The sequence below is a fragment of the Flavobacterium sp. 245 genome (genome assembly GCF_004362055.1).
Taxonomy (GTDB): Bacteria; Bacteroidota; Bacteroidia; order Flavobacteriales; family Flavobacteriaceae; genus Flavobacterium.
The window spans coordinates 230,921-255,596 of record NZ_SNXB01000007.1 but is presented as its reverse complement, the minus strand read 5'-3'; the positions used below and the strand labels follow the sequence as shown (position 1 = coordinate 255,596).

The following is a 24,676-nucleotide window of genomic DNA, read 5'->3' as shown; positions in this document are numbered from 1 at the left end:
CTCTATAATTAAAATTCATTTATAAATAAGTCAAAATTGCCAGTCGCAGCAACTTTTAGCAAAAACGACTGCCATACATTATTGTTGACAATGTCTCGGTCAATTTCAGCTCGATTTAACGTGAACATCGTTTGTGTTAAATCGGTCAAATCGGTTAAGCCATTTTTGTACAAAGTTGATTTTTGGATATAAGCACGTTGTGCGGCATTGACCTGAATTGGCGCTTCGACATAATTCTCCAGCGTAATCTTTATTTTATCTTCGGCGAAAGCCAGTTGTGACTGCAATTCTCTGCTGGCTTGATTGTATTCTTCCTGCAAACCTTGCGAAACAAATTTTTGAGAAGTCACTTGTTTGTTTGCTCTAAAAGGTGTCGTCAAATTCCAAGTAATTCCAACTCCAACCAAATAATTAGAACGATCCGGATTAACACCGTCCCAATAATTTCTGCTGAAATTTGACTGATCTATTGCATAACCTGTTTCAAAACCTGAAGCTCTGGTCTGCAAAACACCAAAGGCACTCATGGTTGGGTAATAAAAGCGTTTGTATAATTTAACCTGTTGGTTGCTGTAATCAATTTTGGTTTTATAAAACTGTAATAGAGGATGGAGACTATCAGTTGAAGCTGTTGATCTTAAAACCTCTTTTGGAATTTGATTGACAAACAAAGTATCTGCAATAAAATCCTGAGGTGCAACCCCCATTAAATCAACCAATTTGTTGTTTTGTTCTTTTACAAAATTTCTGGCAAGATTCAGTGCGATTTTTGCTTTTGAAACTTCGGCAGTTGCTAAGGTCGAATCTACTCCAGCTAATAATCCGTTTTTAACTCGGGCAACAGCTGTCTTTTTGAAAACTTCTGCACGGCTTAAATTCTTTTGCTGTGAAATCAGTAACCTTTGGCTTGCCAATAAATTCAAATAAGCCGCAGAAATTTTAATTTCCTGTTGAAACATTTCCTGTTTCAGATCATTTTCTTTGGTTCGAACATCAATTTTAGCCAAATTGATTTTTTCCTGAGTTTTTCCGAAAGTAAAAAAGTCCCAGTTCATGTTGACTAAATATAAAGCACCAAAGGCAGAATTCCAGTTTTGCTCTGGCAATGCTGGTCCAGAAGAAGCAGTTCCTAAACCATTAAATCCATATAATGCACCGTTTTGTCCATTAATAGTTCCATAATCTTGTTGTGCTGATAAGTTAAGATTAGGAAGATAATCACGTCGAGATTGTTTTAATGTCTCTTTTGAGGCACTGGCGTAATTGTTTTTTGCTTTGATCGAACCATAGTTTTCAAGACCCGTTTTTATTGCTTCTTTTAAAGACAAGGTTTGTGAATAACCATTTGAGGCTAAAATCAAGAAAAATAATAAAGTAATTTTTTTGAAATACATAAAACTCAAAGTGTGAAATTAAAACGCAAATTTATTTCTCTTACACTGATAAAAGTCAGGTTAAGTGATGTACTGCACTAATAAATGACCAATTGAATTTGTCATTTTTTGGAAAAAATAATTAAATATTTGTCCGTACTTTGTAAACTATTTAAGTTTAAAAAATGAATAAAAAGTTTGATAATATATTGGATAACAAGTGGTGGCAGGAAATTGCTGTTGTCCTTTTTTCATTTACAATTTATACGTTAAAAAATGACTGGATGCTTTTCAGTTCAGTTACTTCCATATTAATGGGAATTTTTTTCTATTGCATTTTGTACATGCATGCGCAGTTTAATCGCTTTTTTCTTCTTCCAATATTATTTAAGACCCAGCGCCCGGTAACTTATATTTTTCTTACGCTCTTTGGAGTTTTTGTGTTTTCGGTCATTTTGTACGAGATTACAATGCTCGATATATTCAGCAATTGCCGCTTGTATCAAAACTCACATCAGCGTAGTTATATTTATCAGTTAGCTAGTGTTTTAGGGACTTTGGTTTGTATTTTAAGTCCAATTATTGTTTTTAAGTTTTACAGAATTCACAGAAAACACACCGACGAAACTTTGCTGTTCAACCAAATGCAACTGAATTCGTTGAAGGGGCAATTGAATCCACATTTTTTATTCAATACATTTAATACGCTTTACGGAATTAGTTTAGAGTTTCCAGACCGAACGCCAGATTTGATCATGAAGGTTTCGCAATTAATGCGTTATCAGCTTGAAAGCAATAATAAACAATGTGTAACTTTAGAAGATGAATTGGAATTTATAAACAGTTATGTACAGCTTGAAAAAGAGCGTGTTGGCTATCGCTGTGATATTACGTATGATTGTAAAATTGACAATGAAAATGCGTATAAAGTCTCGCCAATGCTTTTAATTGCATTTATTGAAAATGCTTTTAAGCACGGAACTTGTGCCATCGAAAAATGTTTTGTGCGAATTTTTATTACGGTCGAAAATGGATTGCTTCATCTGCACGTTGTAAATTCAATTCCGACAAAAAAAACAGATGTTGTTTCGACTAAAATTGGTTTAAAAAACACTATTGAAAGATTGAATTTACTTTATGGAAAAGACTATAAATTAGATATTCAAGACGATAAGAAAACGTATATAATTGATTTGAAACTGCAGCTGAAAAAATTTATGTAATGAAAGAGCCAAAAAAATGTATAATTGTTGATGATGAACCGGCGGCGCATTACGTTTTGGCGAATTATATCAAACAAAATCCGCAATTAGAATTGGTTTTTCAAGGTTATAACGGAATTGAAGCGATGGATTATCTGCGTGAAAATCATGTTGATTTAATGTTTTTAGATATCAACATGCCGGAGATTTCGGGAATGGAATTATTGAAGATTATTCCGAATCATCCTAAAACAATTTTAACAACAGCTTACTCTGAATTTGCTCTTGAAAGTTATGATTACGGCGTAATTGATTATTTGCTGAAACCTATTTATTTTCCTAGATTTTTAAAAGCAATCGATCGTTTTTTTTCAACAGAAACTGTAAAAATTAAGGAAGAAGAAACTATTATAAATTCGGTTAGCGTAAAAGTTGACGGATATTTTATTGATATCGAATTGGATCAACTGTTGTATGCGCAGAGTTTTGGAAATTATGTTAAACTGCATACATTAAAAAGAACTTATTTGGCTTCCATAACTACAACTGAATTAGAAAAATGTCTTCCCGAAAAAAACTTTATGCGCATTCATAAATCGTATATAGTGGCTCTAGATAAAATTGAAGAAATTGAAAAGGATTTTGTCGTTGTGAAACATGAAAAACTGCCAATTGGAATTACATATAAAAGGGAATTATCAGACCGATTAAAAAGATAAGAAATTGTTGATAATTTTTTTTAAGCTCTTCATTTAATCTTAATTTAAAAGTAGTAATTTTAATACGATAGTTTAAGAGTATTAATTTGTAAATGAGGAATTATGAAAAGTCTTTTGCTGATTATTCTTTTTTTATGCCAAGGTTTTCTTTTTGCACAAGAAGGGACAAATATGAAGAAAGTAATAAAACCTCCAGAAAAGGTGCAATTTGCTTTTGAGAAAGAATATCCCGGAAAAACTGCAGTTTGGTCTGAAGAATATGTTGGTGATGATGATGATGAAGTTCGCTACGAAGCAAAATTCAACAAAGATAAAAATACAAAAGCAGTGGCGATTTATAATAATTTAGGAGTTTTGAAAGCATATCAATTGCAAATTCCTCTCAGTAAATTGCCTCAGCAGGCACAGGTTTATCTGAAAAAGAATTATTCACCAAAGGCTATTAAAGAAATAGCAGTTGTTGTGGATGATAAAAATAAAACAACCTATGAAGTTGGAGTGAATAAAGACTCCAAATTTTATGATGTTGTTTTTGATAAAGATGGTGATTTTAATGTCATAATCGAGAAAAATTAAAATATGTTTGCTTACTAATTCAATATATTTGAAAAGACAAACCCGGCAGTTTTTAGAACTGTCGGGTTTTGTTTTTTATTACTGTAACGAAACCTAACAGGTTTTTAAAACCTGTTAGGTTTGCTTATGGAAAATTACAACATCATTCCGCCAGAAACCTCAATACGTTGTGCGTTTACCCAACGTGCATCTTCGGTACATAAAAAAGAAACTACACCACCAATATCATCTGGCAAGCCAACTCTTCCTAAAGCTGTCGCTGAAGCTAAATTTTTATTTAATTGCTCATTATCACGAACAACACCGCCTCCAAAATCAGTTTCGATTGCACCTGGCGCCACAACATTCGCTCTGATTTTTCTTTCGCCTAATTCTTTTGCCTGATATTTGGTCAACGTTTCGATTGCGCCTTTCATAGAAGCATACGCAGCGTAACCTGGGAAAGAAAATCTCGCTAAGCCAGTTGAAATATTTACAATACCGCCACCGTCATTCATTACGTTTAATGCTTTCTGGGTTAAGAAAAAAGGACCTTTAAATTGAATATTTGTCAATTGATCAAACTCAGCTTCAGTTGTTCCAATGAATGAATTGTGTATTCCGATTCCGGCATTGTTTACTAAAAAGTCAAATTTATCGGTTTTAAAAGTGTTTTTCAACACTTCAGAAACACTTCCGAAGAAAGCATCGAAAGTTCCTGAATCGGCTACATTCAATTGAAGTGAAGCTGCTTTTTGACCTAAACTTTCGATTTCTCTTACAACAGAATCTGCTTCTTCTTTTTTGCTGTTATACGTTATAATTACGTCGATTCCTTTTTTAGCAATTGAGATTGCCATGTTTTTTCCTAAACCTCTGCTTCCTCCTGTAACCAGAGCTATTTTTGTATTTACTGCCATTTTGTTTGAATTTTAGATTTTAGATTGTTGATTTAGATTGTTGATGAAAGAAGCAAGAAGCAAGAAAAAAAATATGATGCAAATCGTAAAACATCTTGCCTCTTGCTTCTTGCTTCCTTCATCTTGGATCTTATTAATTATGAATGTAATGCCTCAAATGAAGCTTTTAATTCTGGAACACTTGCGTTTAGTCTTGTTTCGCTGGTTCCAAAAGTAAGTTCCTGTTTTCCGTTTTTCAATTGTTCGAAAATGGAAACAATAAAGTCAGCTACACTTGGATGTGCGTCGTGTAATCCCACACCGCCTAAATCGGTATTTAATGCTGGCGGAATAATTTCGATTACTTCAATATTTTTTGCCTTTAAAATGTGACGAAGTGAAAGCGTAAACGAACGGAAAAATGCTTTCGTAGCCGAATAAACTGGAACTTTTGCAAAAGGCGAAAAAGCCAATCCGGAAGTTACATTCATTACAGTTGTAAGTGATTCTAATTGAATAAATAAAGAAGTTAAATGAAGAGGTGCTTCAATATTGGTACTAAGTTCTGTTTTCATGCTCTCGTAGAAATCAGCATCGGTAACAGAAACCCATTTTTGGATCCCCGCATTGTTGATTAATACATTTAAATCCGGGTGATTTTCAGCAATCCATTCATAAAGCGCAATGCGCTCTTTTTCATCTGATAAGTCGCATACTTTTGTAATTACGGTGGGGAATTTTGCTTTAACTTCTTCTAAAACAGATGCTCTTCGTCCGCAAATAATTACGGTATTATTTTCCTGAATAAAACGTTCGGCAAGCCCGAGTCCAATGCCACTTGCACCGCCAGTTATTAAAATTTTGTTGTTTGCTAAATTCATCTTTTCGATCTTTTAAATTGATAAGACAAAGGTAGGAGCAAAGTAGAGGTGGGGAATTGTAAATTTCAAACCGATGTTTGCGAAATTCAAATCAACTCATTTTATGTCATTGCGAGGAACGAAGCAACCGAACTCGTATTAGTCATCAGTTTTATTTAGCAAATGAGATTGCTTCGTTCCTCGCAATGACCAAACTTTGTGGTAACTATTGTAAATAATCTAAAATCTGCAATCTAAAATTAAGCTCTAAAAGCAATTGGCGTAAACGAAGTTTGTTTTTTAAAGAAATTAGAAAAATGTGCCAGTTCTTCAAAACCTAAAGAAAAAGCGATTTCAGAAATGTTCCAATCCGTTTGTTTTAAAAGGATTTTGGCTTCGTTTATTAAACGGGTGCTGATTAATTCGGTTGTTGTTTTTCCTGTGTTTTCTTTTAAAACTTTATTTAAATGATTGACATGAACGGATAATCTTTCAGCGAAATCCTTTGCAGTTCTCAATTCTAATCGCTGATGTGGCGATTCAATAGGGAATTGTCTTTCTAATAATTCTGCAAATAAAGAAGAAACTCTTGCTGCCGAATTATGTTTAGAATATAGCGCTGTTATAGGTTGTAATTTTTGCCCAAAGTGAATTAACTCGGCAACATAATTTCGGATTAAATCATATTTGTAGATATAATCAGAATTGATTTCTTTTTGTATTTTGTTGAAAATCAACGCGACTTCTTCAACTTCTTCATCTGATAATTGAAAAATCGGATAACCATCTGAAGCGAAAATAGGAAGTTCATCTAGATCAATTCCGCTTTTACTTTTAGATAAAAATTCACTTGTAAAAACACAAAACTGACCGGATTGATTGGTGTCTTGCGGTATATAATTGTATGGGATTTTTGGCGTAGCAAATAGAAGTCCCTGCTTTTCTATTTCGATTATTTTATCGGCATACTCAGATCTGTTTTTACCTCGAATCAAACTGATTTTGTAGTAAGCTCTTCTGTCATAAGGCATAGAAGGCTTGTCTTTCATTCTCTCCAGCAGTTCTTTGATGTCAAAAACATTAAAGTGGCCAATTTCCTTTTTGATGTCGTTGGGTAATAATGAACTTGGTTCTACAGAAGAACCTTCGGTAATATCTTGGTAAAATGAATCTAGGGATTTCATAGATGTGAATTGTAAAATTCAAATATACGAAAAATAGATTTTAGTTTCAGGTTTCAAGTTTTTCTTGTTTCAGGTTGCTTTACTTTGTTGTTATTTAACCGCAAGGTTCGCAAGGGTTTTACGCAATGTTCGCAAAGTGATCTTGTTTAATCACGCAAAGACGCAAAGTCGCAAAGGAAATAAACTTTGCGACTTTGCGTCTTTGCGTGAAATTTAGCATCCTTGCGTAAAATCCTTTGCTCCCGATAGCTATCGGGATTGCGGTTAGAAAAGGCTACCCTGAATTAATTCCGGTTGAGGATTATTGCCAAAAGGGAACGTTTCTAAGACAAAATATTGTTTTTTGATCGGATCAAATTCTCTTAAGATAATGGCATCACATAAAAATTCCATATTAATTGTAGTGAATAAATCACGAGCAATTTGGATGTTTTCGGGTGTTAGGTTTCTTCCTATTGAAATATGCGGATCGTCGCTTCTGTCTTTACTGGAAATCTGAAGTGCTTCCTGAATTTTTTTCATCATAGGTTTTAAATTTATTTTAGAGTCTTCACTTGGAGATATAAAGAAAGCCCGACTTTCCTCATAAGCATCAAAATGATCTAAATAAATTTGAACAGGAGTTAAAGTATCAGCGATTTTAAAAAGCTTTTGTCTGTATTTATCAAGCTGATTTTCATTTGCTTTAAATCCGCCAATTGTAATATGCGCTACAGAATTGCAACTTCCGTACCATCCAATTACATTGAATAATTCTAATTTTAGTTTTTTAATAATCTCAATTCCATTTTCTGAAGGATGAAAAACAACTGAGTATTTCTTTTCCATTTTTATTTTGGTTTATTTGCTTAAATGTTAATTTATACCTTTTTTGAAATGAATTTCCATAGTACTAAAAAAAATAATAAAAGGAATACTATAATTCCTAAATAAAAAGATATAATAGCTGTAAAATAAGATATATAATAAATGAAAATTCCAAAAGCACTGTTATAAAGATCAAATTTATCGAGGAAAATAAATAAAAGCCATGAAAATAAAATCAAGATAAGGCAGCCTAATAATAATTTTAATAAACGAGTTATTTTCTTATCGTTCATCATCAATTATTGTTTTAAAATTGGAAGCACAATAGAACTGTTTGTGTACCATTTTATTTCTAATGGATCTTTAGCATCGGCCATGTTTTCAGAACTTACATCTTTACCTGAACCGTAATTTACTTCCCAATTTGGATTTTTATTAACGCCCAAAACGATAACAATTGAACTTCCTTTTTGTAATTCTTTAGAAGTGATAAAAGTCTGATCGATATCGATAGTCTCGATTTTGTTTGGTACTAATAATTGTCTTTTGGTTCTATCTTTTGCTAAACTTGCTCTTTGAATGTTATTGCTTAAAGCGAAATATTGGCCGTTTGCTGTTTTTTCATAAAGTTGCAATTCAACATCAATGTCTTTTTTATTACTGCTTATTTTTAAGGAAGCTTTTAGTGAACCGCTTATAATTATGGATTGTAAAACTGGATCACTTTCAAAAACTAACAAATGTTTTTCAGGCTTAATAATAGAATCAATAACATTAGGAAACCCATTTACATAATTGTCATTGTAAATATTGATTTCAGAACGATCTTTAAAATCAACAATTTGATTAATAGAGGTTACTTTTTTAGGAGCTGTTTTTTGCAACGAATATTTAGTGTCTTTGCTGCTAAGATAAAAAGTAAGATCCTGATTGTGCATTTTATCTAACGACGGAACACTTTTCCATTCGTTTTTGCCCATAATTTCAAAGTTTACTTTATCTTTTAAAATATCCGGACGCTTTGCATCTTTTAATATATAATCAAACCATTGGAAAATAATAGCATTAATTGGAATATTTGCGGCTTCATCTAACGCATATCCTCCTAATTCTTTTTTGGGATAACCTTGCGAACCTCCATGATCATAAGGCCCAATTATTAAATAATAGTTGTTCGTTTTATTGTATTTCTGATATTGATTGTAATAGTACATAGCGCCAAGCTGATCGTCATCATAATATCCCGTAGTGCTTAAAATAGGAATATTGATGTTGGCAAAAGCTTCTTTTTGAGGTGTCATATTTTGCCAGTAAGCATCATATGTTGGATGATCTAACCATCTTTGAAACAACGGAGAAGTATTGCCTTCGATTTGATCTAACGTTCTAAAACTACTGCCGTTTTTATAATATTGAGAAAAAACTTCATCCCATTTTTTGCTGTTTTGAAAATCACCAAGATCTGTTAATTTATTATTAGCCACGTAGTGGATCCATCTTAAGGCATAACTCATAAAAATACCATTTTGCATCGGAAAGTCAATTCCTGCACCAACAGATACTAAAGGAACAATTGTTTTTAAAGCTGGATGCACTTTTTTCATGGCGCTCCATTGTGCGAATCCAAGATAACTCCCGCCATATAACCCAATTTTTCCATTGCACCACGGTTGTTTGCTAACCCAATCCAGAATGTAATAAGCATCATCGCCATCGTGTTCGTAAGGCTCAATTGGGTCATTGCTTAAATTTTTACCTCTTGTATTGGCTATAAAACCAACATAACCCATGCTGGCTATTTCTTTGCATTGACTTAGTTCGTTTCCAGCATAGATATTATACTTCATTACCACAGGTTGTGGCTCGGATACATTTCTATATCTGACCATAGTACCAGAAATTGTGCTTTTGTTTGGTAATGTTATAATGATGTTTTTATCGATTATATAAGTGTCTGCTTCTATTTTTTGAATTATTTTACTTGCGATAGAAAGCGTTTTGCTGTAAATAAAATAACGTGAATAATGACGGCATAAAAGTGCTGCATCTTCTGTGCTAATACTATCACTTTTTTGTGCGGATTTTAGCCGCGATTCAAAATTGGTTTTCATTTCATCCAATTTTATTTCATAATAACTTTCAGTCCAATTTTTTCCATCTTTATCAAAGCTATTGTATAATCTGTAAAATTCAGTTGTAAAGGTTTTTTCAAAATCTGATTTTGAGTTAGGTGCTTTTGTAATGGTTCTGGCATACGTTTTATAAATAAATCCCATAGGTCTATTTACGATGCTATCACCCAGTATGTCTTGCGAGTAGTTAACAAAACTTCGTTCCATCTCTTTGTAATCTCCGGCAACAAATTGTATTCTGGCATAACTGTCTAAAAACGTTGCTTTGTTTGCATTTTTATAGATCGGTGCTACTTTTTTTGCCAGTAAAGGCATATTTTTACTAATACTGATACTATCACTGAATTGAGTTTTATCGAAATATATTTTTTGTGAAGTTGCTATTTGAAAAGAGAAACAAATCAATAGTATTAGGATATTTTTCGTCATGCCTGGGAATTATTTTTGAGGTTTTGGTTTAAATTTGTCTTCTCAAAAATAGTTTAAATTTCTTATAAAACAGGTAAAGGTTTTAATTGTATTTAAAATTTAAATTGCGCTGTCAACGCTGCATAAAAATAATCTTTTGCTATAGGATGGATTGAAATCCATCCCTACAAAATATCTAGAATCTAGGATTCTTTAACATCAGAATTTAAATTGCGCTGTCAACGCTGCATAAAAATAATCTTTTCCGGTTCCAACCTCTTTTAAAAAGGAACCTGCGTTAAACCAACCCGATTCTAATGTAAAAGCAAGGAAATCATTCGCAGTGTAATCTAAATTAGCAATCAATTGGGAGCCTATAAAACGCTCAGTAGTATCTTTTCCGGAATATAGTAATTGCATATTTGGTGCATAAATACCATCGCTAATTGATTCTCTCCAAAAAATATCATAATCCAATCCGAGGCCTAATTTTTCGGTTAAAGTAAAATTAATGGAAGGATGAATGTCAATTAAGTTAGAAGGACCAATTAAAGCCACTAATCCAAAATAAGCGCCTCTTGGATATAACGGATTAAAAGTTTGCAAATGATTGTCATCTGAATGTTTATCTCCGGAAATAATCTCTGTTTTCAATCCAATTTCAGGACTAAATTTTACTTCTGTGAAAGTATAACAGGCAAATGAGGACAGCGTCCATGCTGAGATTGATTTCTGATTTATGTTTCCGAATTGATATAATCCTTCAAAATCATATTTCCAATTTCCTTTGTTTTTCCAGATTCGGGTTCCAATGGATTGGCGATTTTCTTCTCCAATGGCATCATCAAAAATGGCTCTGTTTTTCCATAATCCTAAATAATAAAAATCGATATTCTGAATAAAAGGTACTTTGTGAATTACAGTATAATTTCCCCAGAATTGTGCATTTTCATTGAAACTGTCATTAAAAGTTCCTTGTTTATTGGCAACGGGATGTGTATAAAAAGCATCGGTTTGCCAATTATCTTTTTTATAAAATAGTTTAATCGCATCAAATGCTAGTCGGTTGTTTGGGCCTTCGCGAACAGCAATCAAACGTTGTGATCCGTATGACATTTCCTGTCTTCCTGAACGCAATGCCAATCGCTCGTTTTCATTATGAATAAAATCGACATCTAAAAAGGCCTGATGAAAATCCAATTCGTTTTCATCAACCGGACTCGGGTCAATTTTGCTGTTGGCCAAACTGCTTTGTAGTTCCACAAAAGTTCTGAAAGCTCCCAAATGAACATCGGCATGAAGCAAGTAGCGGGAAAGTAAATAACCATCGCCTTCATCAGAGTCATCGCCCCATTTGTCGTTTACGGTGTATGTATATTGTAATCTTGCTTCACCGCCAATAGTGGCGTAATATTTACTGTTTTGGCCAAGCGGAATGTATTTGATTTTTTCGTACCAATTTCTGGTAGAATCTTTTAAATAAGTCAAATCATCGTCATATCGCAGCTTTTGGAATGCTATTTTTTGTTGTGCATTTGCGGTGTAAAAGAATCCCAAAAGCAACAATATTCGGAATAACGTTTTCATTGGTTTAATTTTTTTGATAACCTCCAAAATAATTTACCGGACTCCAGTCTGGAATTGCTTTTGGTTTTTCGTCTGCAAAAGTTCTAAAGTCATTGTCAGCATAAACTACTTTTCCGTTTACGACTGTCAGTTTCGATTCGATGTTTAGGATTTTTTCTTCAGAAGTAGAGAAATAATCGTCAGAAAGAATTGCAAAATCGGCTAGTTTGTCTGCTGTGAGCATTCCTCTATCTTTTTCAATATTTATTAATTGTGCGCTTCCATAAGTGAATAATTTTAAAGCGGTAGTCCTGTCTACAATATTTTCGTCGTTCATATATTTTAAACCGGCTAAAGTTTTTCCAGTTGTGAGCCAATATAGGCCCACCCACGGATTGTAGCTGGCAACACGGGTTCCGTCGGTCCCCATTCCGACTTTGATTCCCATGTCAAGAATCTTTTTAAGCGGAACCGTGTTTGCAGCAGCCGTTTTTCCATATCTTTTTATAAAGCTTTCTCCTTGATATGCCATTCTGTGTTGAATCGCCAAACCTCCGTTTAAAGCTTTGATTCTTTTTAAATTTTCAACCGAAACCGTTTCTCCGTGATCAAAAAACCATAAGAGTCCGTTTAAAGGGGTTTCTTTATTAATGTCTTCAATTACATTTAAAAATCGGGTAATGCTTTCGTTATAAGTGGCGTGAATTCTAAACGGCCATCTGTTTTTTACTAATAAGGATAAAACTTCTTTTAATTGACCTTCCATCGCCGGACTTAATTCAGGTCTAGGTTTATCGAAGTTTTCAAAATCTCCGGCACTCATTACTAAATTTTCTCCTGCACCCTGAACATGATATTCTACTTTATCTGAATGATGATCGTCGTCACAGCCTTCGCCAATTTCGACTGTCTGCATCCATTTTGTGTAATCGTTTAATTCTGTTCCTGCTTTTTGAGCAAACAAATAATAAGGCATTCTAACTGTTAAATCGCTGTTTTTGCACAATCCGTTTGTTACACCATAATCGTCTGGAAAGTTTTGAAATCCACCTCCAGCGTCCATAATGGCTGTTACCCCAAGACGGTTCATTTCGGTCATAAATTGTTTTGTGGAGTTTGTTTTCTCTTCTGGAGATAATTCCGGAAGTTTAGAAAGAGTAGAGTATAAGATGAATGCATTTGGTTCTGCAACTAATAATCCAGTTGGATTTCCGTTAGGATCTTTTTCGATTAATCCCGCATTTGGATTTGGCGTATTGGCATCAATTTTTAAAGTTTCTAAACCCGCTTTGTTTAAATAAGCATGTCCGTATAAATGAAGAATAAAAGCAGGAACATCGCCTGTTGCTTCGTTGATTTCGGCTAAAGTCGGCAGTCTTTTTTCTTCAAACTGATAAGCGTTCCATCCGCCAACCACTCGAACCCATTGTCCTTTTGGAGTTCTTTGTGCTTGTTCTTTTAGCATAGCCAAAGCTTTTTTTAAGGAACGAACGCCGTCCCAGCGTAATTCGGTATTGTAAAATCTTCCGCCTCGGATAATGTGCATGTGAGAATCAAATATTCCGGGAATAATGGTTTTTCCTTTAGCGTCGATTACTGTTGTTTTTTTGTTTTTTAATTTTAAGATTTCGCTGTTTTTTCCTGTTTTCAGGATTTTCCCATCGGCGACAGCCATAGCTTCAACGATTGTGTTTTTATCATCTAAAGTGTGAATAACAGCATGATGAACGATAAGTGTGGCACTTTTGCCTTGAGCGAAAATTGGCAACGATAGAATTAAAAGTAAAGCTGATAGTAAGGTTTGTGGTTTCATAATAATGGTTTTAATTAAGTTTTGGAGAAAAAAAAGGCTGTAACTTAAACAGCCTTTTTAGATAACCAACCAAGAACAATTCTATGAATTAATGTTTAAGCATTTCGTGTGCATATTGTACACCAACACCGTAAGCACCACCATATTTTTTAACCAAATCAGTCACAGGTACATAAGTTTCTTGACGAGCCCAGTCACGTTGTAATTCTAATAAATATTGTAATGAAGTGATTGGATGTGCACCAGCCTGAACCATACGAGTTACGGCCATTTCGTGCGCTTCTTTAGAAACGTCTCCGCTTGCATCTGTAATTACATAAACATCATAACCTTCGTTGATTGCAGATAGAGCAGGTCCAACAATACAAACACTTGTCCATAAACCGCCAAAAACGATTTTCTTTTTACCTGCTGCAATAATCGCTTTGCGTGCTGGAGCATCTTCCCAAGTATTCATTGTGGTACGGTCAATATAATTAGACGTTTTTTGTGGGTAGAATTCTTCAATTTCTCTGAAAACAGGTCCGCTGAATGATTTTTCTGCAACAGTTGTTACAATAGTTGGAACTTTGAATATTTTTGATGCTCCGGCTACAAGAGCGGTATTGTTTCTAAGCTGATCGATTGGAATGTTGCTTACTGCAAAGGCCATTTGGCTTTCGTAATCTATTAAAACTAAAGTATGATTTGTTGGGTCTAATAACGCTGGACTTGGTTTTTGAGCGAATCCAATAAATGTTACTAATACTAAAACTGCTGTAAGGATTAATTTTTTCATGATAATGTGATTTTGTTGTTAATTAAAAGGTTTAAAAAAATATTTTGTATTTGATTTTCAATGTTTTGCATTCAAATTAAATGCCTTGTTTGTAATGTGTTGATTTTAAAAGGTTTTTCAGAAAAGGCAATAGAAATCCTAGCGATATATCGTCAATAAAAATTGGATATTCGTTAATGTGTTATTGTAAAGCTTTTAATGAATTTTAAAAGAGAAAAATACTGATACCTAAATTTTTCCCTTCAAATGTAATCTGTGGAGGATCTCGGATCTTAGCAAACCGCTTCCACCTCCAAAATGTTCTATTACTTCTACATCTGGCTGTGCTTTTATGCAGAAAGATGTAAATTGTTTTTCGACATGATCTTCGATTCCGGAACTCAAAAGAACAATATCGATTTTGTTTTTAAGAAAATATTCTTGTGCTAAATTTTCATCATCAAAAGGTATTGCGTTCCATTCTTCGTATGCATTTACAAGCCTAGTCAGTATCTCTAAAATTGGCTCGTTTTTTCCGAGTATTAAGAATTCAAATGTTTTCATAATTACTAATTTACATGACAAAATTATTATAATTAAAATTGTTTCAACTTAATCTAGAACAAGAAATGATTTTTCTGATTTTTGATCATTTTCAAAACAATCATTTCCTTGAACTTTTAAATTGTTTTACAAATGTATAAGGATCTTGTAAGATTGTTTGTTAATCTAGGATAAGAAATAATGTAAAGAGAAAGTTAAATTTTATTTTTTTGAAAATTTTTGGTTTTGATATTTAAGATTGTTAATTGCTTAATATCAGTTTATTAGGTGATTTTTTAAGCCAAAAACTTGAAAGGCAATAAAAATATTTTGTTTGAATGAGGAAAACCGTAATGTTTTCGTTTTACAGCTGGGTAAATTTGTGGTATAGAAATAGAGATTTAAGATGTTTTTGCCTTTTTTAATCATCATTAAAGATTTCTATGGATTATTACTAGTTTTTGGAGAAACAAGTTTTATTTTAGAAGTTTGACATATTCATTGATCGTGGGTACATTGTATAAATTTGCAAGATAAATACAAGAAGTCAAAATTTTTAACGGGCTTTTAGATTTGGTTACACGTTAGCCAATCTAAAAGCCCTTTTTTTTATTTAGTAATATCCGTGAATTTTAAGCCATTCTTCGCAATCTTTTGTCCAGTTCTTGCTAGTATCTTTTACCCCTAGACCAAAACCGTGCCCTCCATTCTCATATAAATGTAACTCAGATGTAACTCCGTTTTTTTTGAGTGCTAGATAATAATTGATACTGTTTTCGGGTAAAACTGCAGTATCGTCTGTTGCGTGTATTAAAAAAGCGGGAGGAGTCTGCGGTGTTACTTTTTTATCATTTGAAAAAGAATCAATCAAAGTTTGCGATGGATTGTTTCCTAATAAATTAGTTTGTGATCCTTTGTGCGTGATATTATTTTCCATGGAAATAACAGGATAAATTAAAAGCGAAAAATCAGGGCGTGCACTAGTTTTTGATGCTGTTTCATAAATTTTGTCATCATAATGTGTTGCCAAAGTTGATGCGAGATGACCACCAGCTGAAAATCCGATTATACCAATTTTATTGCTGTCGATATTCCACTTTAAAGCATTTTCACGTACGTAACGCATTGCTTCCTGAGCATCCTGTAGCGGTCCAATGTTTTTGTTTTTCATGATTAAATCGCTTGGCAGACGATACTTTAAAACAAAGGCGGTAATTCCTAAACTATTCAGCCAGTTTGCCACTTTTGTTCCTTCTTTATCCATAGAAAGGTGAGAATAGCCACCGCCAGGAAAAATAATTACAGCGGTCTGGTTTGGTTTAACATCTTTCGGAATAAAAATGCTTAAAGTTGGAATTGTAACAAAACTTGTGCTTTGAAGAATTCCATCTTTTATAGTTTGCTTTTCTTGATAATCTGCAGAAATAATTTCATCCGGAATTTTGCTCCATAAAGGAATTGTTTGGCTTTGCGCTTGAATCTGATTAATAGTTAAAGTAAGCAAAACGAGAATAATGAGTGATTTAGGGTAAAAAATGGCTTTCATTTTTTTAATTTAAATATAAGGAATTGATTTACTTTATTCTAAGAGAAAAACATTGTAAAAGCACTGGTAAGTGAGTGTTCCTGTTTCAGGACAATTTTAGCACTTTAAACGGATGAATTTGGTACTTTGATATTTAACAAATATATTGTTTAATATGTAATATTGTGGTATTTTTTTTATTCTATATGTTTATTTAATAGGATAAAATAATTTTTTATATAATTTATTTGGTTTATAAAGATTAAAAACTATATTTGTGCAATCGATTACATTAATTTGTTTTATTTGTATTAAATCATTGTTTTTTAGTGCTTTTAAATTCGAATTGAGGGATAAAACAAACTAACTAAAAAACCTAAATTTTTACAATAACCATGAGCCAAAAAGATTCAGTTACTACCAGCCAAAGCAGCAAATCAATAGGAAAATATCGATGGAGCATTTGTGGGTTGCTATTTTTTGCAACTACAATCAATTATTTAGACCGTCAGGTTCTTTCGCTGACATGGAGCGATTTTATTGCGCCAGAATTTCATTGGACTAATAATGATTACGGAAATATAACCGCATTGTTTTCTATTTTTTATGCAGTTTCATTGCTGTTTGCTGGACGATTTGTAGATTGGATGGATACTAAAAAAGGATTTCTTTGGGCAATCGGAATCTGGTCTATAGGTGCTTGTCTTCATGCTTTTTGTGGCATTGCAACTTCGGGAATTATTACTGGAAATTGGTTATTAGGTTTTGAAGGTTCAAAAGAAGTGATTTCATCTATAAGTGATACTTCATTGGTAATCAGTGTAAGTGTCGATTTATTTATTTTTGCACGTTTCGTTCTGGCAGTTGGTGAAGCCGGAAACTTTCCAGCTGCAATCAAAACTACAGCAGAATATTTTCCAAAAAAAGACAGGGCTTTTGCAACTAGTATTTTTAATGCTGGTGCAACAGTTGGGGCCTTGGCAGCGCCAGTTACAATCCCTTTTATTGCTAAATCTTTTGGCTGGGAAATGTCTTTTATTATTATTGGAGCATTAGGATTTATCTGGATGGGATTTTGGCTTTTCATGTATGATAAACCAGAAAATCATAAAAATGTATCTAAGGAAGAATTGGCTTATATTCAGCAAGATGATATTGCTGAAAGCAAACTAGAAAGTTTTGTTCCAGAAACTTCTTCAAAAGTATCATTAAAAGAATGTTTTAAATACAAACAGACATGGGCTTTTGCGTTTGGTAAATTCATGACAGACGGTGTTTGGTGGTTTTTCTTGTTCTGGACTCCAGCTTATTTAAGTTCTGTTTACGGAATGGATTCTACTGAAGCGGCATTGCCATTATTTGTACTGTACATGATCACTTTATTGTCAATTATTGGTGGTTGGCTTCCAACTTATTTCGTAGAGAAAAAAGGAATGAATCCGTACGAAGGAAGGATGAGAGCGATGTTGATTTTTGCATTTTTCCCATTATTAGCATTGATAGCACAGCCATTAGGGTATATCAGTTATTGGATTCCGGTAATTATTATTGGAATTGCAGGTGCTGCGCATCAGTCTTGGTCGGCAAATATTTTTACAACTGTAGGAGATATGTTTCCTAAAAAAGCAATTGCAACCATTACAGGAATTGGTGGTTTGGCGGGCGGAATTGGTTCAACTGTAATCAATAAGGGATCAGGAGTTTTGTTTGATTACGCTAAAGATACTAATATGCTTTTTATGGGATTTAAAGGAATTGAAGCTGGATATTTTATCATATTTTCGATCTGTGCCGTTTGTTATTTAATAGGCTGGATGGTAATGAAATCATTGGTTCCAAAATACAGCCCGATTACAGATCTTTAAAAAGATTTTTACTGACTAACCAACCAATTTAAACCAACCAACCATGAATCAAGCTAATGAAGCAATAGGAAAATACCGCTGGACTATTTGTAGTTTAGTTTTTTTTGCAACGACTGTCAATTATTTAGACAGAAATGTAATAAGTTACCTTAGACCTTTTTTGGCAGAAGCTTTTCATTGGACACCTGAACAAGATGTTATTGATTATTCGAATATTGAATTGGCGTTTAAAATTGCTTATGCGCTTGGAATGCTGGTTGCAGGTGGAATTATTGATAAATTAGGTACAAAATTAGGCTATGCAATTGCAACTGGTTTGTGGAGTTTGGCAGCAATTGGTCATGCGTTGGCAACAGGAACAGGTGGTTTTTTAATAGCACGCGTATTTTTAGGAATTACAGAAGCAGGAAATTTTCCGGCGGCGATAAAAGCAACAGCCGAATGGTTTCCGCAGAAAGAAAGAGCATTGGCAACTGGAATTTTTAATTCGGGAAGTAATATTGGTGCGATCATTGTGCCATTAACGGTGCCGTATATTGCTGAAAATTATGGCTGGCAATGGGCGTTTATTTTAACCGGTATTGTTGGTTTTGTTTGGCTTTTGTTGTGGTTTTTATTATATGAAGTGCCTCAAAAACAAAAACGTCTGTCTCAAGCAGAATTAGAATACATAACTGCTGATCAGAATGAAACTACAGTAGAAGATTCAGCAGAAAAAGTTTCATGGATAAAATTGTTGTCATTTCGTCAAACATGGGCATTTGCAATTGGTAAATTGCTGACAGATCCGGTTTGGTGGTTTTATTTATTTTGGCTTCCAGATTTTTTGATGAAGGAATACAAACTTACAGCGACAGAAATTATTTGGCCTTGCGCCCTTGTTTACATGATTGGAAGCGTGGGAAGTATTGGCGGTGGCTGGCTTCCTTTGAAATTAATCAATAATAATTGGCCGGCTTTTAAAGCTCGCAAAACAAGTATGTTGCTCTATGCGTTTGCAGTTTTGCCGGTTTTGTTTTCACAATATTTAGGAACCATAAATATGTGGTGGGCCGTTTTAGTTATTGGTTTGGCTGTTTCTGCGCATCAGGCTTGGAGTGCTAATATTTTTACTACGGTTTCAGATATGTTTCCTAAAAAAGCCACAGCTTCTGTTACGGGAATGGGAGGGATGTTCGGTGCTCTAGGAGGTATTCTACTAACTTTGGTGGTTCAAAAAAATATGTTCGTTTATTATACAAAAATTGGTAAAATCGAAACGGGATACTTTATTATGTTCTGCATTTGTGGATGTTCTTATTTACTAGCATGGCTTATCATGCATATACTGGTTCCAAAAATGAAAAAAGTAGAATTGTAAAGAAAAATAGGTTTAAGTGAAATAATTTTTTGGTTTGAATTATGGTTTTTCAATATAAAAAATTAAATTTGTGCAATCGATTACATTAATTTAGAAATTATGACAAAATATAGTTCAAGATACGCGTCTAGCCCCGAAGCAGTAAAAAAATATGACACACAACAATTGAGAGAAGAATTCTTAATTGATGACTTAATGCAGGAAGATGAAGTTGTTTTAGTTTATTCTCACTATGATAGATATATTGCTGGATCTGCAGTACCTGTAAAAGGAGATTTGGTTTTAGAAACAATTGATCCGTTGAAAGCGCCTTATTTTTTAGAAAGAAGAGAATTAGGTATTATCAATGTTGGAGGAAACGGTTCTGTTGTCGTTGAAGGAACAACTTATGAGTTAGGTTTTAAGGATGCTTTATACATCGGGAGCGGTAATAAAGAAGTAATTTTCAAAAGTACTGATGCTAGTAATCCAGCTAAGTATTATATCAATTCGGCACCAGCTCACACAACTTACCCAACGGTAAAAGTAAGTTTGGCTGAAGCAAATAAATTAAACTTAGGTGCAATGGAAACTGCGAATCACCGTACAGTAAATCAAATGATTATTGGAAGTGTAGTAACAACCTGCCAATTGCAAATGGGAATGACAGAATTAAACCCAGGAAGTGTTTGGAATACAATGCCAGCGCACGTACACGATCGTAGAATGGAAGTTTATTTCTATTTAGATGTTCCAGAAAATCAGGCCGTTTGTCACTTTATGGGACAGCCACAAGAAACAAGACATATTTGGATGAACAATCATCAAGCAGTTATTTCTCCACCATGGTCAATTCACTCTGGTTCAGGAACTAGTAATTATACTTTTATTTGGGGAATGGCAGGTGAAAATTTAGATTATGGAGATATGGATGTTTGTAAAATCACAGATTTAAGATAAGAATTATGACAAACTTATTTGATATAAATGGAAAAGTTGCTTTAATCACAGGAAGTACACACGGACTGGGAATGGCAATGGCAAAAGGATTAGGTCAAGCGGGAGCGACAATTGTTGTGAACGGAAATTCTTCACAGCAAAAAATTGATGATGCTGTAAATGAATTAAAAAGTGAAGGAATAAATGCTGTAGGATATAAGTTTAATGTAACTGAAGAAAAAGAAGTTGCAGAAGCTGTTCAGAAAATTGAAAACGAAGTTGGTCCAATCGCTATTTTAATCAACAATGCCGGAATCATTAAAAGAATTCCGTTGATTGAAATGGAAGTTGCTGATTTCAGAGAAGTAATTGATATTGATTTAGTAAGTCCGTTTATTGTTTCGAAGCATGTTGCAAAAGGCATGATCGCAAGAAGAGAAGGCAAGATTATCAATATTTGCTCGATGATGAGTGAGTTGGGAAGAAATACGGTTTCTGCATATGCTGCAGCAAAAGGCGGCTTGAAAATGCTGACTAAAAATATGGCAACAGAATGGGCAAAATACAATGTTCAAATCAACGGAATTGGGCCTGGATATTTTGCAACAGAACAAACAAAACCTATTAGAGTTGATGGACATCCTTTTAATGATTTTATCATCAGCAGAACTCCGGCGGCAAAATGGGGTGATCCAAGTGATTTGGCTGGTGCGGCAATATTTTTGTCTTCAAAAGCTAGTGATTTTGTAAATGGTCACATTTTATACGTTGACGGCGGTATTCTAGCTACAATTGGAAAACCATCAAACGAAGAATAATTCTCAATTTTTATTTAAAGAAGACATGAGCGCGAATACATTCATAAACGATAATTTTTTATTAGAAAATAAATTTGCTGAAGAATTATATCATAATTATTCTAAAAACCAGCCAATTATTGATTACCATAATCACTTAAACCCACAGTTTATTGCCGAAGATAAAATTTTTGACAATATTACGCAGGTTTGGATTAACGGAGATCACTACAAGTGGCGTGCAATGCGTACTTTAGGAATTAACGAGCAGTTTGTAACAGGAAATGGATCTGATAAAGATAAGTTCTTAAACTGGGGAAAAACAGTTCCGTACACAATGCGTAATCCTTTGTATCACTGGACACATTTGGAATTGGCTCGCTATTTTGATATTTATGATCTTTTGAATGAAAAATCGGCTGAGAAGATTTATATCGAAACTTCTGAAAAAATAAATTCGCAAGCTTACAGCACGCAAAATCTTCTTAAAAAAGTAAATGCCGAATTGGTTTGTACAACTGAAGATCCAATTGATAGTTTAGAGTTTCATAAAAAATTGGCTCAAAACCCAATTGGGACTAAAATGAGTACAGCTTTCAGACCTGATAAAGCGATTTTAATTTCTAATGATGGATATAACGCATATGTTGATACTTTGGGGGAAGTGTCAGGTATTGCAATCGAAACTTATACTGATTTACGTGCAGCACTGAGAAAAAGAATTGAATTCTTTAATGAAAACGGATGTAAATTAAGCGATCACGGACTTGATCAAATTTATTTTGAGAATTTCACTGAAAATGAAGTAAGCGCTATTTTCAAAAAGAAAAGAGAAAATGGAGTTTTGACTCCAGAAGAAGCATTGAAATTCCAAAGTGCCATTTTATTATTCTTATCTGAAACGTATCATGAATTTGGATGGGTACAGCAGTTTCACTTAGGGGCTTTAAGAAACAACAATGCGCGTATGCATAGAATTTTAGGTCCAGATACTGGATGGGATTCTATTGGAGATTATCCGCAAGCGCAAAAATTATCAAGTTTTTTAAATGCTTTAGATAGTAAAGATAAATTGTCAAAAACGATTATCTACAATTTAAATCCTGCAGATAATGAAGTAATGGCAACTATGATTGGAAATTTCAACGACGGAAGCGTTCGCGGAAAAGTACAATTTGGTTCTGGATGGTGGTTTTTAGATCAGAAAGACGGAATGACAAAGCAGTTAAATGCGCTTTCTAATATGGGATTAATCAGCTGTTTTGTTGGAATGCTTACAGATTCTAGAAGCTTTTTATCATTCCCAAGACACGAATATTTCAGACGTATTTTATGTAATCTTCTTGGAGATGAAATCAAACGTGGAGAACTGCCAAATGACATGGAATGGATTGGAAAATTAGTTTCTGATATTTCATACAATAATGCAAAAGAATATTTCAAATTCTAAATATATTTTACCATTAAGAGATTAAGTTAATTAAGTTGAAATGGTAAAAACAAAGAACATTAAGCTTAATGCTCTTAATGATAAAAGAAGAAAAATGATTAAGTATGAAAGCTTAATTCTCTTAATATCTTAATGGTAAAAAGAAAAAAAAACTTACTGGTAAAAATAAAATTAATATGAGTAAAGTAGTTTCATTTGGAGAAATTATGTTGCGTTTATCGACAGAAAGACATTTACGTTTTTCGCAATCTACAGCATTTGGTGCTACGTATGGTGGTGGAGAATTTAATGTAGCTGTTTCTTTGGCGAATTATGGCGTGAATGCAGAATTTGTTACCAGATTACCAGAAAACGAAATTGGTTTTTCTGCATTAAAAGAAATCAGAAAAATGAATGTCGAGTCTAAAAACATTGTTTATGGAGGAGAGCGTTTGGGAATTTATTTTCTTGAAACAGGTGCAGGAACTCGCGGAAGCAATGTAGTTTACGATCGTGCACACAGCTCGATGGCAACTATTCAAAAAGGAAATATTGACTGGGAAAAAGTTCTAGAAGGTGCTGAATGGTTTCATTGGAGCGGTATTACGCCTGCTATTTCCCAAAGTGCCGCCGAAGCTTGTTTAGAAGCAATTAAAGTGGCGCACAAAAAAGGAATTACAATTTCCTGCGATTTAAATTATAGATCAAAATTGTGGCAGTATGGCAAAACGCCAAGCGAGGTTATGCCAGAAATGCTAAAATATAGTAATGTTATTTTAGGAGATATTGATACAGCGTATTTTATGTTGGGAATTCCTAAAGTAAATCCTAATTACCAAGATGAAAAAACACTTCCAGCAGTGTACGATAAATTGTTTGAAGAGATTACGAATCTTAAAGTTGTTGCAACGACACTGCGTTATTCTGTTAGTGCTTCTCATCAAAGAATTGGCGGGATTTTATACGACGGAAAAGCAATTTACAGCGCAGCAGTTAAAGAAGTAACGCCTGTAGTTGACCGCGTAGGAAGCGGGGATGCATTTATGGGCGGATTAATTTACGGTTTACTGCAATATCAAAATAATAATCAAAGAGCATTGGATTTTGCTGTTGCAGCCTGCTGTTTAAAGCATACTATCGCAGGTGATTATAACTTGGTGACATTGAAAGAAGTTGAAAATATGATTGATGGCGATGGTTCGGCATTAGTATCAAGATAAAAAATAAAAATGGCAAAATATTCAAGAATTGAGGTCGCGCAGCAAATGAAAGAAAACGGTATGGTTCCGTTGTTTTTTCATTCTGATATAGCATTAAGCAAAAAAGTGCTAAAAGCCTGTTATGATGGTGGTTCACGTTTAATGGAATTTACGAGCAGAGGCGATTTTGCTCATGAAGTTTTTGGTGAACTGAACAAATATGCTTTGGCTGAATTACCAGGAATGATGTTGGGAGTTGGTTCGATTACAGATGCCGCTTCAGCTTCACTGTATATGAGTTTAGGAGCAAATTTTATTGTAACTCCAGTTTTTAGGGAAGATATCGCAATTGCTTGTAATCGCCGTAAAGTGTTGTGGTCACCAGGTTGCGGAACGCTTTCTGAAATTGCCAGAGCAGAAGAATTGGGCTGTGAAATTGTAAAATTGTTTCCAGCTGATATTTATGGACCAGAGTTCATTAAAGCGATAAAAGGACCATGTCCTTGGACGAACATTATGCCGACAGGTGGTGTTTATCCAACGGTTGAGAGTTTAAGTTCATGGCTAAATGCCGGAGCAACTTGTGTTGGTTTAGGTTCGCAGTTAATTTCAAAAGATATACTTGATAAACAAGATTTTGACGGCTTGCAGGCTAAAGTAAGTCAGGTTTTGGAGATCATTAAAAATATTAAAAATAAATAGGGAATGATCATACCAATTCCTTATTTGGCATGCGGTTTTTTTTAGAGTTTTAGATGTTGTAAT

At 33.9% G+C, this 24,676-nt stretch carries 21 protein-coding genes; 10 read left to right on the top strand and 11 right to left on the bottom strand.

Features of this window, described 5'->3' with window-relative positions; genetic code table 11:
- Nucleotides 1-8: 8 nt before the first annotated feature.
- Nucleotides 9-1,394: a TolC family protein gene (locus EV145_RS15130; protein ID WP_133526040.1), complete on the bottom strand. Its 1,386-nt coding sequence runs from the start codon at nucleotides 1,392-1,394 to the stop codon at nucleotides 9-11.
- A 164-nt stretch (nucleotides 1,395-1,558) separates the two neighbouring features.
- Here EV145_RS15130 and EV145_RS15125 point away from each other — a divergent pair, with 164 nt between their 5' ends.
- The 3 genes from EV145_RS15125 to EV145_RS15115 all read left to right on the top strand — a co-directional run bounded on the left by EV145_RS15125 (nucleotide 1,559) and on the right by EV145_RS15115 (nucleotide 3,870).
- The gene (locus tag EV145_RS15125; RefSeq protein WP_133526039.1) at nucleotides 1,559-2,596 is read left to right on the top strand and encodes a sensor histidine kinase; all 1,038 of its coding nucleotides are present in this window, start codon (nucleotides 1,559-1,561) and stop codon (nucleotides 2,594-2,596) included.
- Nucleotides 2,596-3,294, top strand: coding sequence for a LytR/AlgR family response regulator transcription factor (locus tag EV145_RS15120; protein WP_133526038.1), 699 nt, complete (start codon nucleotides 2,596-2,598; stop codon nucleotides 3,292-3,294). The genes EV145_RS15125 and EV145_RS15120 overlap by 1 nt, the downstream gene beginning before the upstream one ends.
- Nucleotides 3,295-3,465: 171 nt before the next feature.
- Nucleotides 3,466-3,870, top strand: a complete 405-nt coding sequence (locus EV145_RS15115) for a hypothetical protein (protein ID WP_243739269.1) — start codon at nucleotides 3,466-3,468, stop codon at nucleotides 3,868-3,870.
- A 134-nt stretch (nucleotides 3,871-4,004) separates the two neighbouring features.
- Here the strand turns inward: EV145_RS15115 and EV145_RS15110 are convergent, their stop codons facing one another.
- The 10 genes from EV145_RS15110 to EV145_RS15065 form a co-directional block, all read right to left on the bottom strand.
- Nucleotides 4,005-4,769, bottom strand: coding sequence for an SDR family NAD(P)-dependent oxidoreductase (locus EV145_RS15110; protein WP_133526036.1), 765 nt, complete (start codon nucleotides 4,767-4,769; stop codon nucleotides 4,005-4,007).
- 137 nt (nucleotides 4,770-4,906) lie between these two features.
- Nucleotides 4,907-5,629 carry an SDR family oxidoreductase gene (locus EV145_RS15105; RefSeq protein ID WP_133526035.1) on the bottom strand — a complete coding sequence of 241 codons (723 nt, stop codon included), beginning with the start codon at nucleotides 5,627-5,629 and terminating at the stop codon, nucleotides 4,907-4,909.
- 239 nt (nucleotides 5,630-5,868) lie between these two features.
- Entirely contained in the window at nucleotides 5,869-6,792 is a 924-nt protein-coding gene (locus EV145_RS15100) for a helix-turn-helix domain-containing protein (protein ID WP_133526034.1), read from the bottom strand.
- 264 nt (nucleotides 6,793-7,056) lie between these two features.
- Entirely contained in the window at nucleotides 7,057-7,620 is a 564-nt protein-coding gene (locus tag EV145_RS15095; RefSeq protein ID WP_133526033.1) for a 2'-5' RNA ligase family protein, read from the bottom strand.
- Nucleotides 7,621-7,898: 278 nt separating this feature from the next.
- Nucleotides 7,899-10,046, bottom strand: a complete 2,148-nt coding sequence (locus tag EV145_RS15090) for a CocE/NonD family hydrolase (RefSeq protein ID WP_166638466.1) — start codon at nucleotides 10,044-10,046, stop codon at nucleotides 7,899-7,901.
- Nucleotides 10,047-10,358: 312 nt separating this feature from the next.
- Complete coding sequence (locus EV145_RS15085) at nucleotides 10,359-11,726, bottom strand: alginate export family protein (protein WP_133526031.1); 1,368 nt, start codon at nucleotides 11,724-11,726, stop codon at nucleotides 10,359-10,361.
- A gap of 4 nt (nucleotides 11,727-11,730) precedes the next feature.
- Nucleotides 11,731-13,518, bottom strand: coding sequence for an amidohydrolase (locus EV145_RS15080; RefSeq protein WP_133526030.1), 1,788 nt, complete (start codon nucleotides 13,516-13,518; stop codon nucleotides 11,731-11,733).
- A gap of 88 nt (nucleotides 13,519-13,606) precedes the next feature.
- Nucleotides 13,607-14,296: a hydrolase gene (locus tag EV145_RS15075; protein ID WP_133526029.1), complete on the bottom strand. Its 690-nt coding sequence runs from the start codon at nucleotides 14,294-14,296 to the stop codon at nucleotides 13,607-13,609.
- Between the two features lie 228 nt (nucleotides 14,297-14,524).
- Nucleotides 14,525-14,839, bottom strand: coding sequence for a hypothetical protein (locus EV145_RS15070; RefSeq protein ID WP_133526028.1), 315 nt, complete (start codon nucleotides 14,837-14,839; stop codon nucleotides 14,525-14,527).
- Between the two features lie 592 nt (nucleotides 14,840-15,431).
- Nucleotides 15,432-16,364, bottom strand: coding sequence for an alpha/beta hydrolase (locus EV145_RS15065; RefSeq protein ID WP_133526027.1), 933 nt, complete (start codon nucleotides 16,362-16,364; stop codon nucleotides 15,432-15,434).
- A 374-nt stretch (nucleotides 16,365-16,738) separates the two neighbouring features.
- Between EV145_RS15065 and EV145_RS15060 the strand changes: the two genes are divergently transcribed.
- The 7 genes from EV145_RS15060 to EV145_RS15030 all read left to right on the top strand — a co-directional run bounded on the left by EV145_RS15060 (nucleotide 16,739) and on the right by EV145_RS15030 (nucleotide 24,613).
- A complete protein-coding gene (locus EV145_RS15060) occupies nucleotides 16,739-18,208 on the top strand; it encodes an MFS transporter (RefSeq protein WP_133526026.1) in 1,470 nt (489 codons plus the stop codon).
- A gap of 43 nt (nucleotides 18,209-18,251) precedes the next feature.
- Entirely contained in the window at nucleotides 18,252-19,568 is a 1,317-nt protein-coding gene (locus EV145_RS15055; RefSeq protein WP_133526025.1) for an MFS transporter, read from the top strand.
- Nucleotides 19,569-19,667: 99 nt separating this feature from the next.
- Nucleotides 19,668-20,507: a 5-dehydro-4-deoxy-D-glucuronate isomerase gene (gene kduI / locus EV145_RS15050; protein ID WP_133526024.1), complete on the top strand. Its 840-nt coding sequence runs from the start codon at nucleotides 19,668-19,670 to the stop codon at nucleotides 20,505-20,507.
- A 5-nt stretch (nucleotides 20,508-20,512) separates the two neighbouring features.
- A complete protein-coding gene (locus EV145_RS15045; RefSeq protein ID WP_133526023.1) occupies nucleotides 20,513-21,304 on the top strand; it encodes a gluconate 5-dehydrogenase in 792 nt (263 codons plus the stop codon).
- A 25-nt stretch (nucleotides 21,305-21,329) separates the two neighbouring features.
- Entirely contained in the window at nucleotides 21,330-22,733 is a 1,404-nt protein-coding gene (gene uxaC, locus EV145_RS15040) for a glucuronate isomerase (RefSeq protein ID WP_133526022.1), read from the top strand.
- Nucleotides 22,734-22,909: 176 nt separating this feature from the next.
- Nucleotides 22,910-23,932 (top strand): sugar kinase, encoded by a 1,023-nt coding sequence (locus tag EV145_RS15035; protein WP_133526021.1) that lies wholly within the window; start codon nucleotides 22,910-22,912, stop codon nucleotides 23,930-23,932.
- A gap of 9 nt (nucleotides 23,933-23,941) precedes the next feature.
- Nucleotides 23,942-24,613, top strand: a complete 672-nt coding sequence (locus EV145_RS15030; RefSeq protein ID WP_133526020.1) for a bifunctional 4-hydroxy-2-oxoglutarate aldolase/2-dehydro-3-deoxy-phosphogluconate aldolase — start codon at nucleotides 23,942-23,944, stop codon at nucleotides 24,611-24,613.
- The last annotated feature ends 63 nt before the right edge of the window (nucleotides 24,614-24,676 follow it).

What these genes read in the sequence shown, in the direction of transcription:
- EV145_RS15115 (WP_243739269.1), top strand. Translation starts at nt 3,466, where the DNA reads ATGAAGAAAGTAATAAAACCTCCAGAAAAGGTGCAATTTGCTTTTGAG.
- EV145_RS15080 (WP_133526030.1), bottom strand. Translation starts at nt 13,518, where the DNA reads ATGAAACCACAAACCTTACTATCAGCTTTACTTTTAATTCTATCGTTG.
- EV145_RS15070 (WP_133526028.1), bottom strand. Translation starts at nt 14,839, where the DNA reads ATGAAAACATTTGAATTCTTAATACTCGGAAAAAACGAGCCAATTTTA.
- EV145_RS15090 (WP_166638466.1), bottom strand. Translation starts at nt 10,046, where the DNA reads ATGCCTTTACTGGCAAAAAAAGTAGCACCGATCTATAAAAATGCAAAC.
- EV145_RS15060 (WP_133526026.1), top strand. Translation starts at nt 16,739, where the DNA reads ATGAGCCAAAAAGATTCAGTTACTACCAGCCAAAGCAGCAAATCAATA.
- EV145_RS15085 (WP_133526031.1), bottom strand. Translation starts at nt 11,726, where the DNA reads ATGAAAACGTTATTCCGAATATTGTTGCTTTTGGGATTCTTTTACACC.
- EV145_RS15105 (WP_133526035.1), bottom strand. Translation starts at nt 5,629, where the DNA reads ATGAATTTAGCAAACAACAAAATTTTAATAACTGGCGGTGCAAGTGGC.
- EV145_RS15120 (WP_133526038.1), top strand. Translation starts at nt 2,596, where the DNA reads ATGAAAGAGCCAAAAAAATGTATAATTGTTGATGATGAACCGGCGGCG.
- EV145_RS15030 (WP_133526020.1), top strand. Translation starts at nt 23,942, where the DNA reads ATGGCAAAATATTCAAGAATTGAGGTCGCGCAGCAAATGAAAGAAAAC.
- EV145_RS15035 (WP_133526021.1), top strand. Translation starts at nt 22,910, where the DNA reads ATGAGTAAAGTAGTTTCATTTGGAGAAATTATGTTGCGTTTATCGACA.
- EV145_RS15130 (WP_133526040.1), bottom strand. Translation starts at nt 1,394, where the DNA reads ATGTATTTCAAAAAAATTACTTTATTATTTTTCTTGATTTTAGCCTCA.
- EV145_RS15055 (WP_133526025.1), top strand. Translation starts at nt 18,252, where the DNA reads ATGAATCAAGCTAATGAAGCAATAGGAAAATACCGCTGGACTATTTGT.
- EV145_RS15110 (WP_133526036.1), bottom strand. Translation starts at nt 4,769, where the DNA reads ATGGCAGTAAATACAAAAATAGCTCTGGTTACAGGAGGAAGCAGAGGT.
- EV145_RS15100 (WP_133526034.1), bottom strand. Translation starts at nt 6,792, where the DNA reads ATGAAATCCCTAGATTCATTTTACCAAGATATTACCGAAGGTTCTTCT.
- EV145_RS15125 (WP_133526039.1), top strand. Translation starts at nt 1,559, where the DNA reads ATGAATAAAAAGTTTGATAATATATTGGATAACAAGTGGTGGCAGGAA.
- EV145_RS15095 (WP_133526033.1), bottom strand. Translation starts at nt 7,620, where the DNA reads ATGGAAAAGAAATACTCAGTTGTTTTTCATCCTTCAGAAAATGGAATT.
- EV145_RS15075 (WP_133526029.1), bottom strand. Translation starts at nt 14,296, where the DNA reads ATGAAAAAATTAATCCTTACAGCAGTTTTAGTATTAGTAACATTTATT.
- EV145_RS15065 (WP_133526027.1), bottom strand. Translation starts at nt 16,364, where the DNA reads ATGAAAGCCATTTTTTACCCTAAATCACTCATTATTCTCGTTTTGCTT.
- uxaC (WP_133526022.1), top strand. Translation starts at nt 21,330, where the DNA reads ATGAGCGCGAATACATTCATAAACGATAATTTTTTATTAGAAAATAAA.
- kduI (WP_133526024.1), top strand. Translation starts at nt 19,668, where the DNA reads ATGACAAAATATAGTTCAAGATACGCGTCTAGCCCCGAAGCAGTAAAA.
- EV145_RS15045 (WP_133526023.1), top strand. Translation starts at nt 20,513, where the DNA reads ATGACAAACTTATTTGATATAAATGGAAAAGTTGCTTTAATCACAGGA.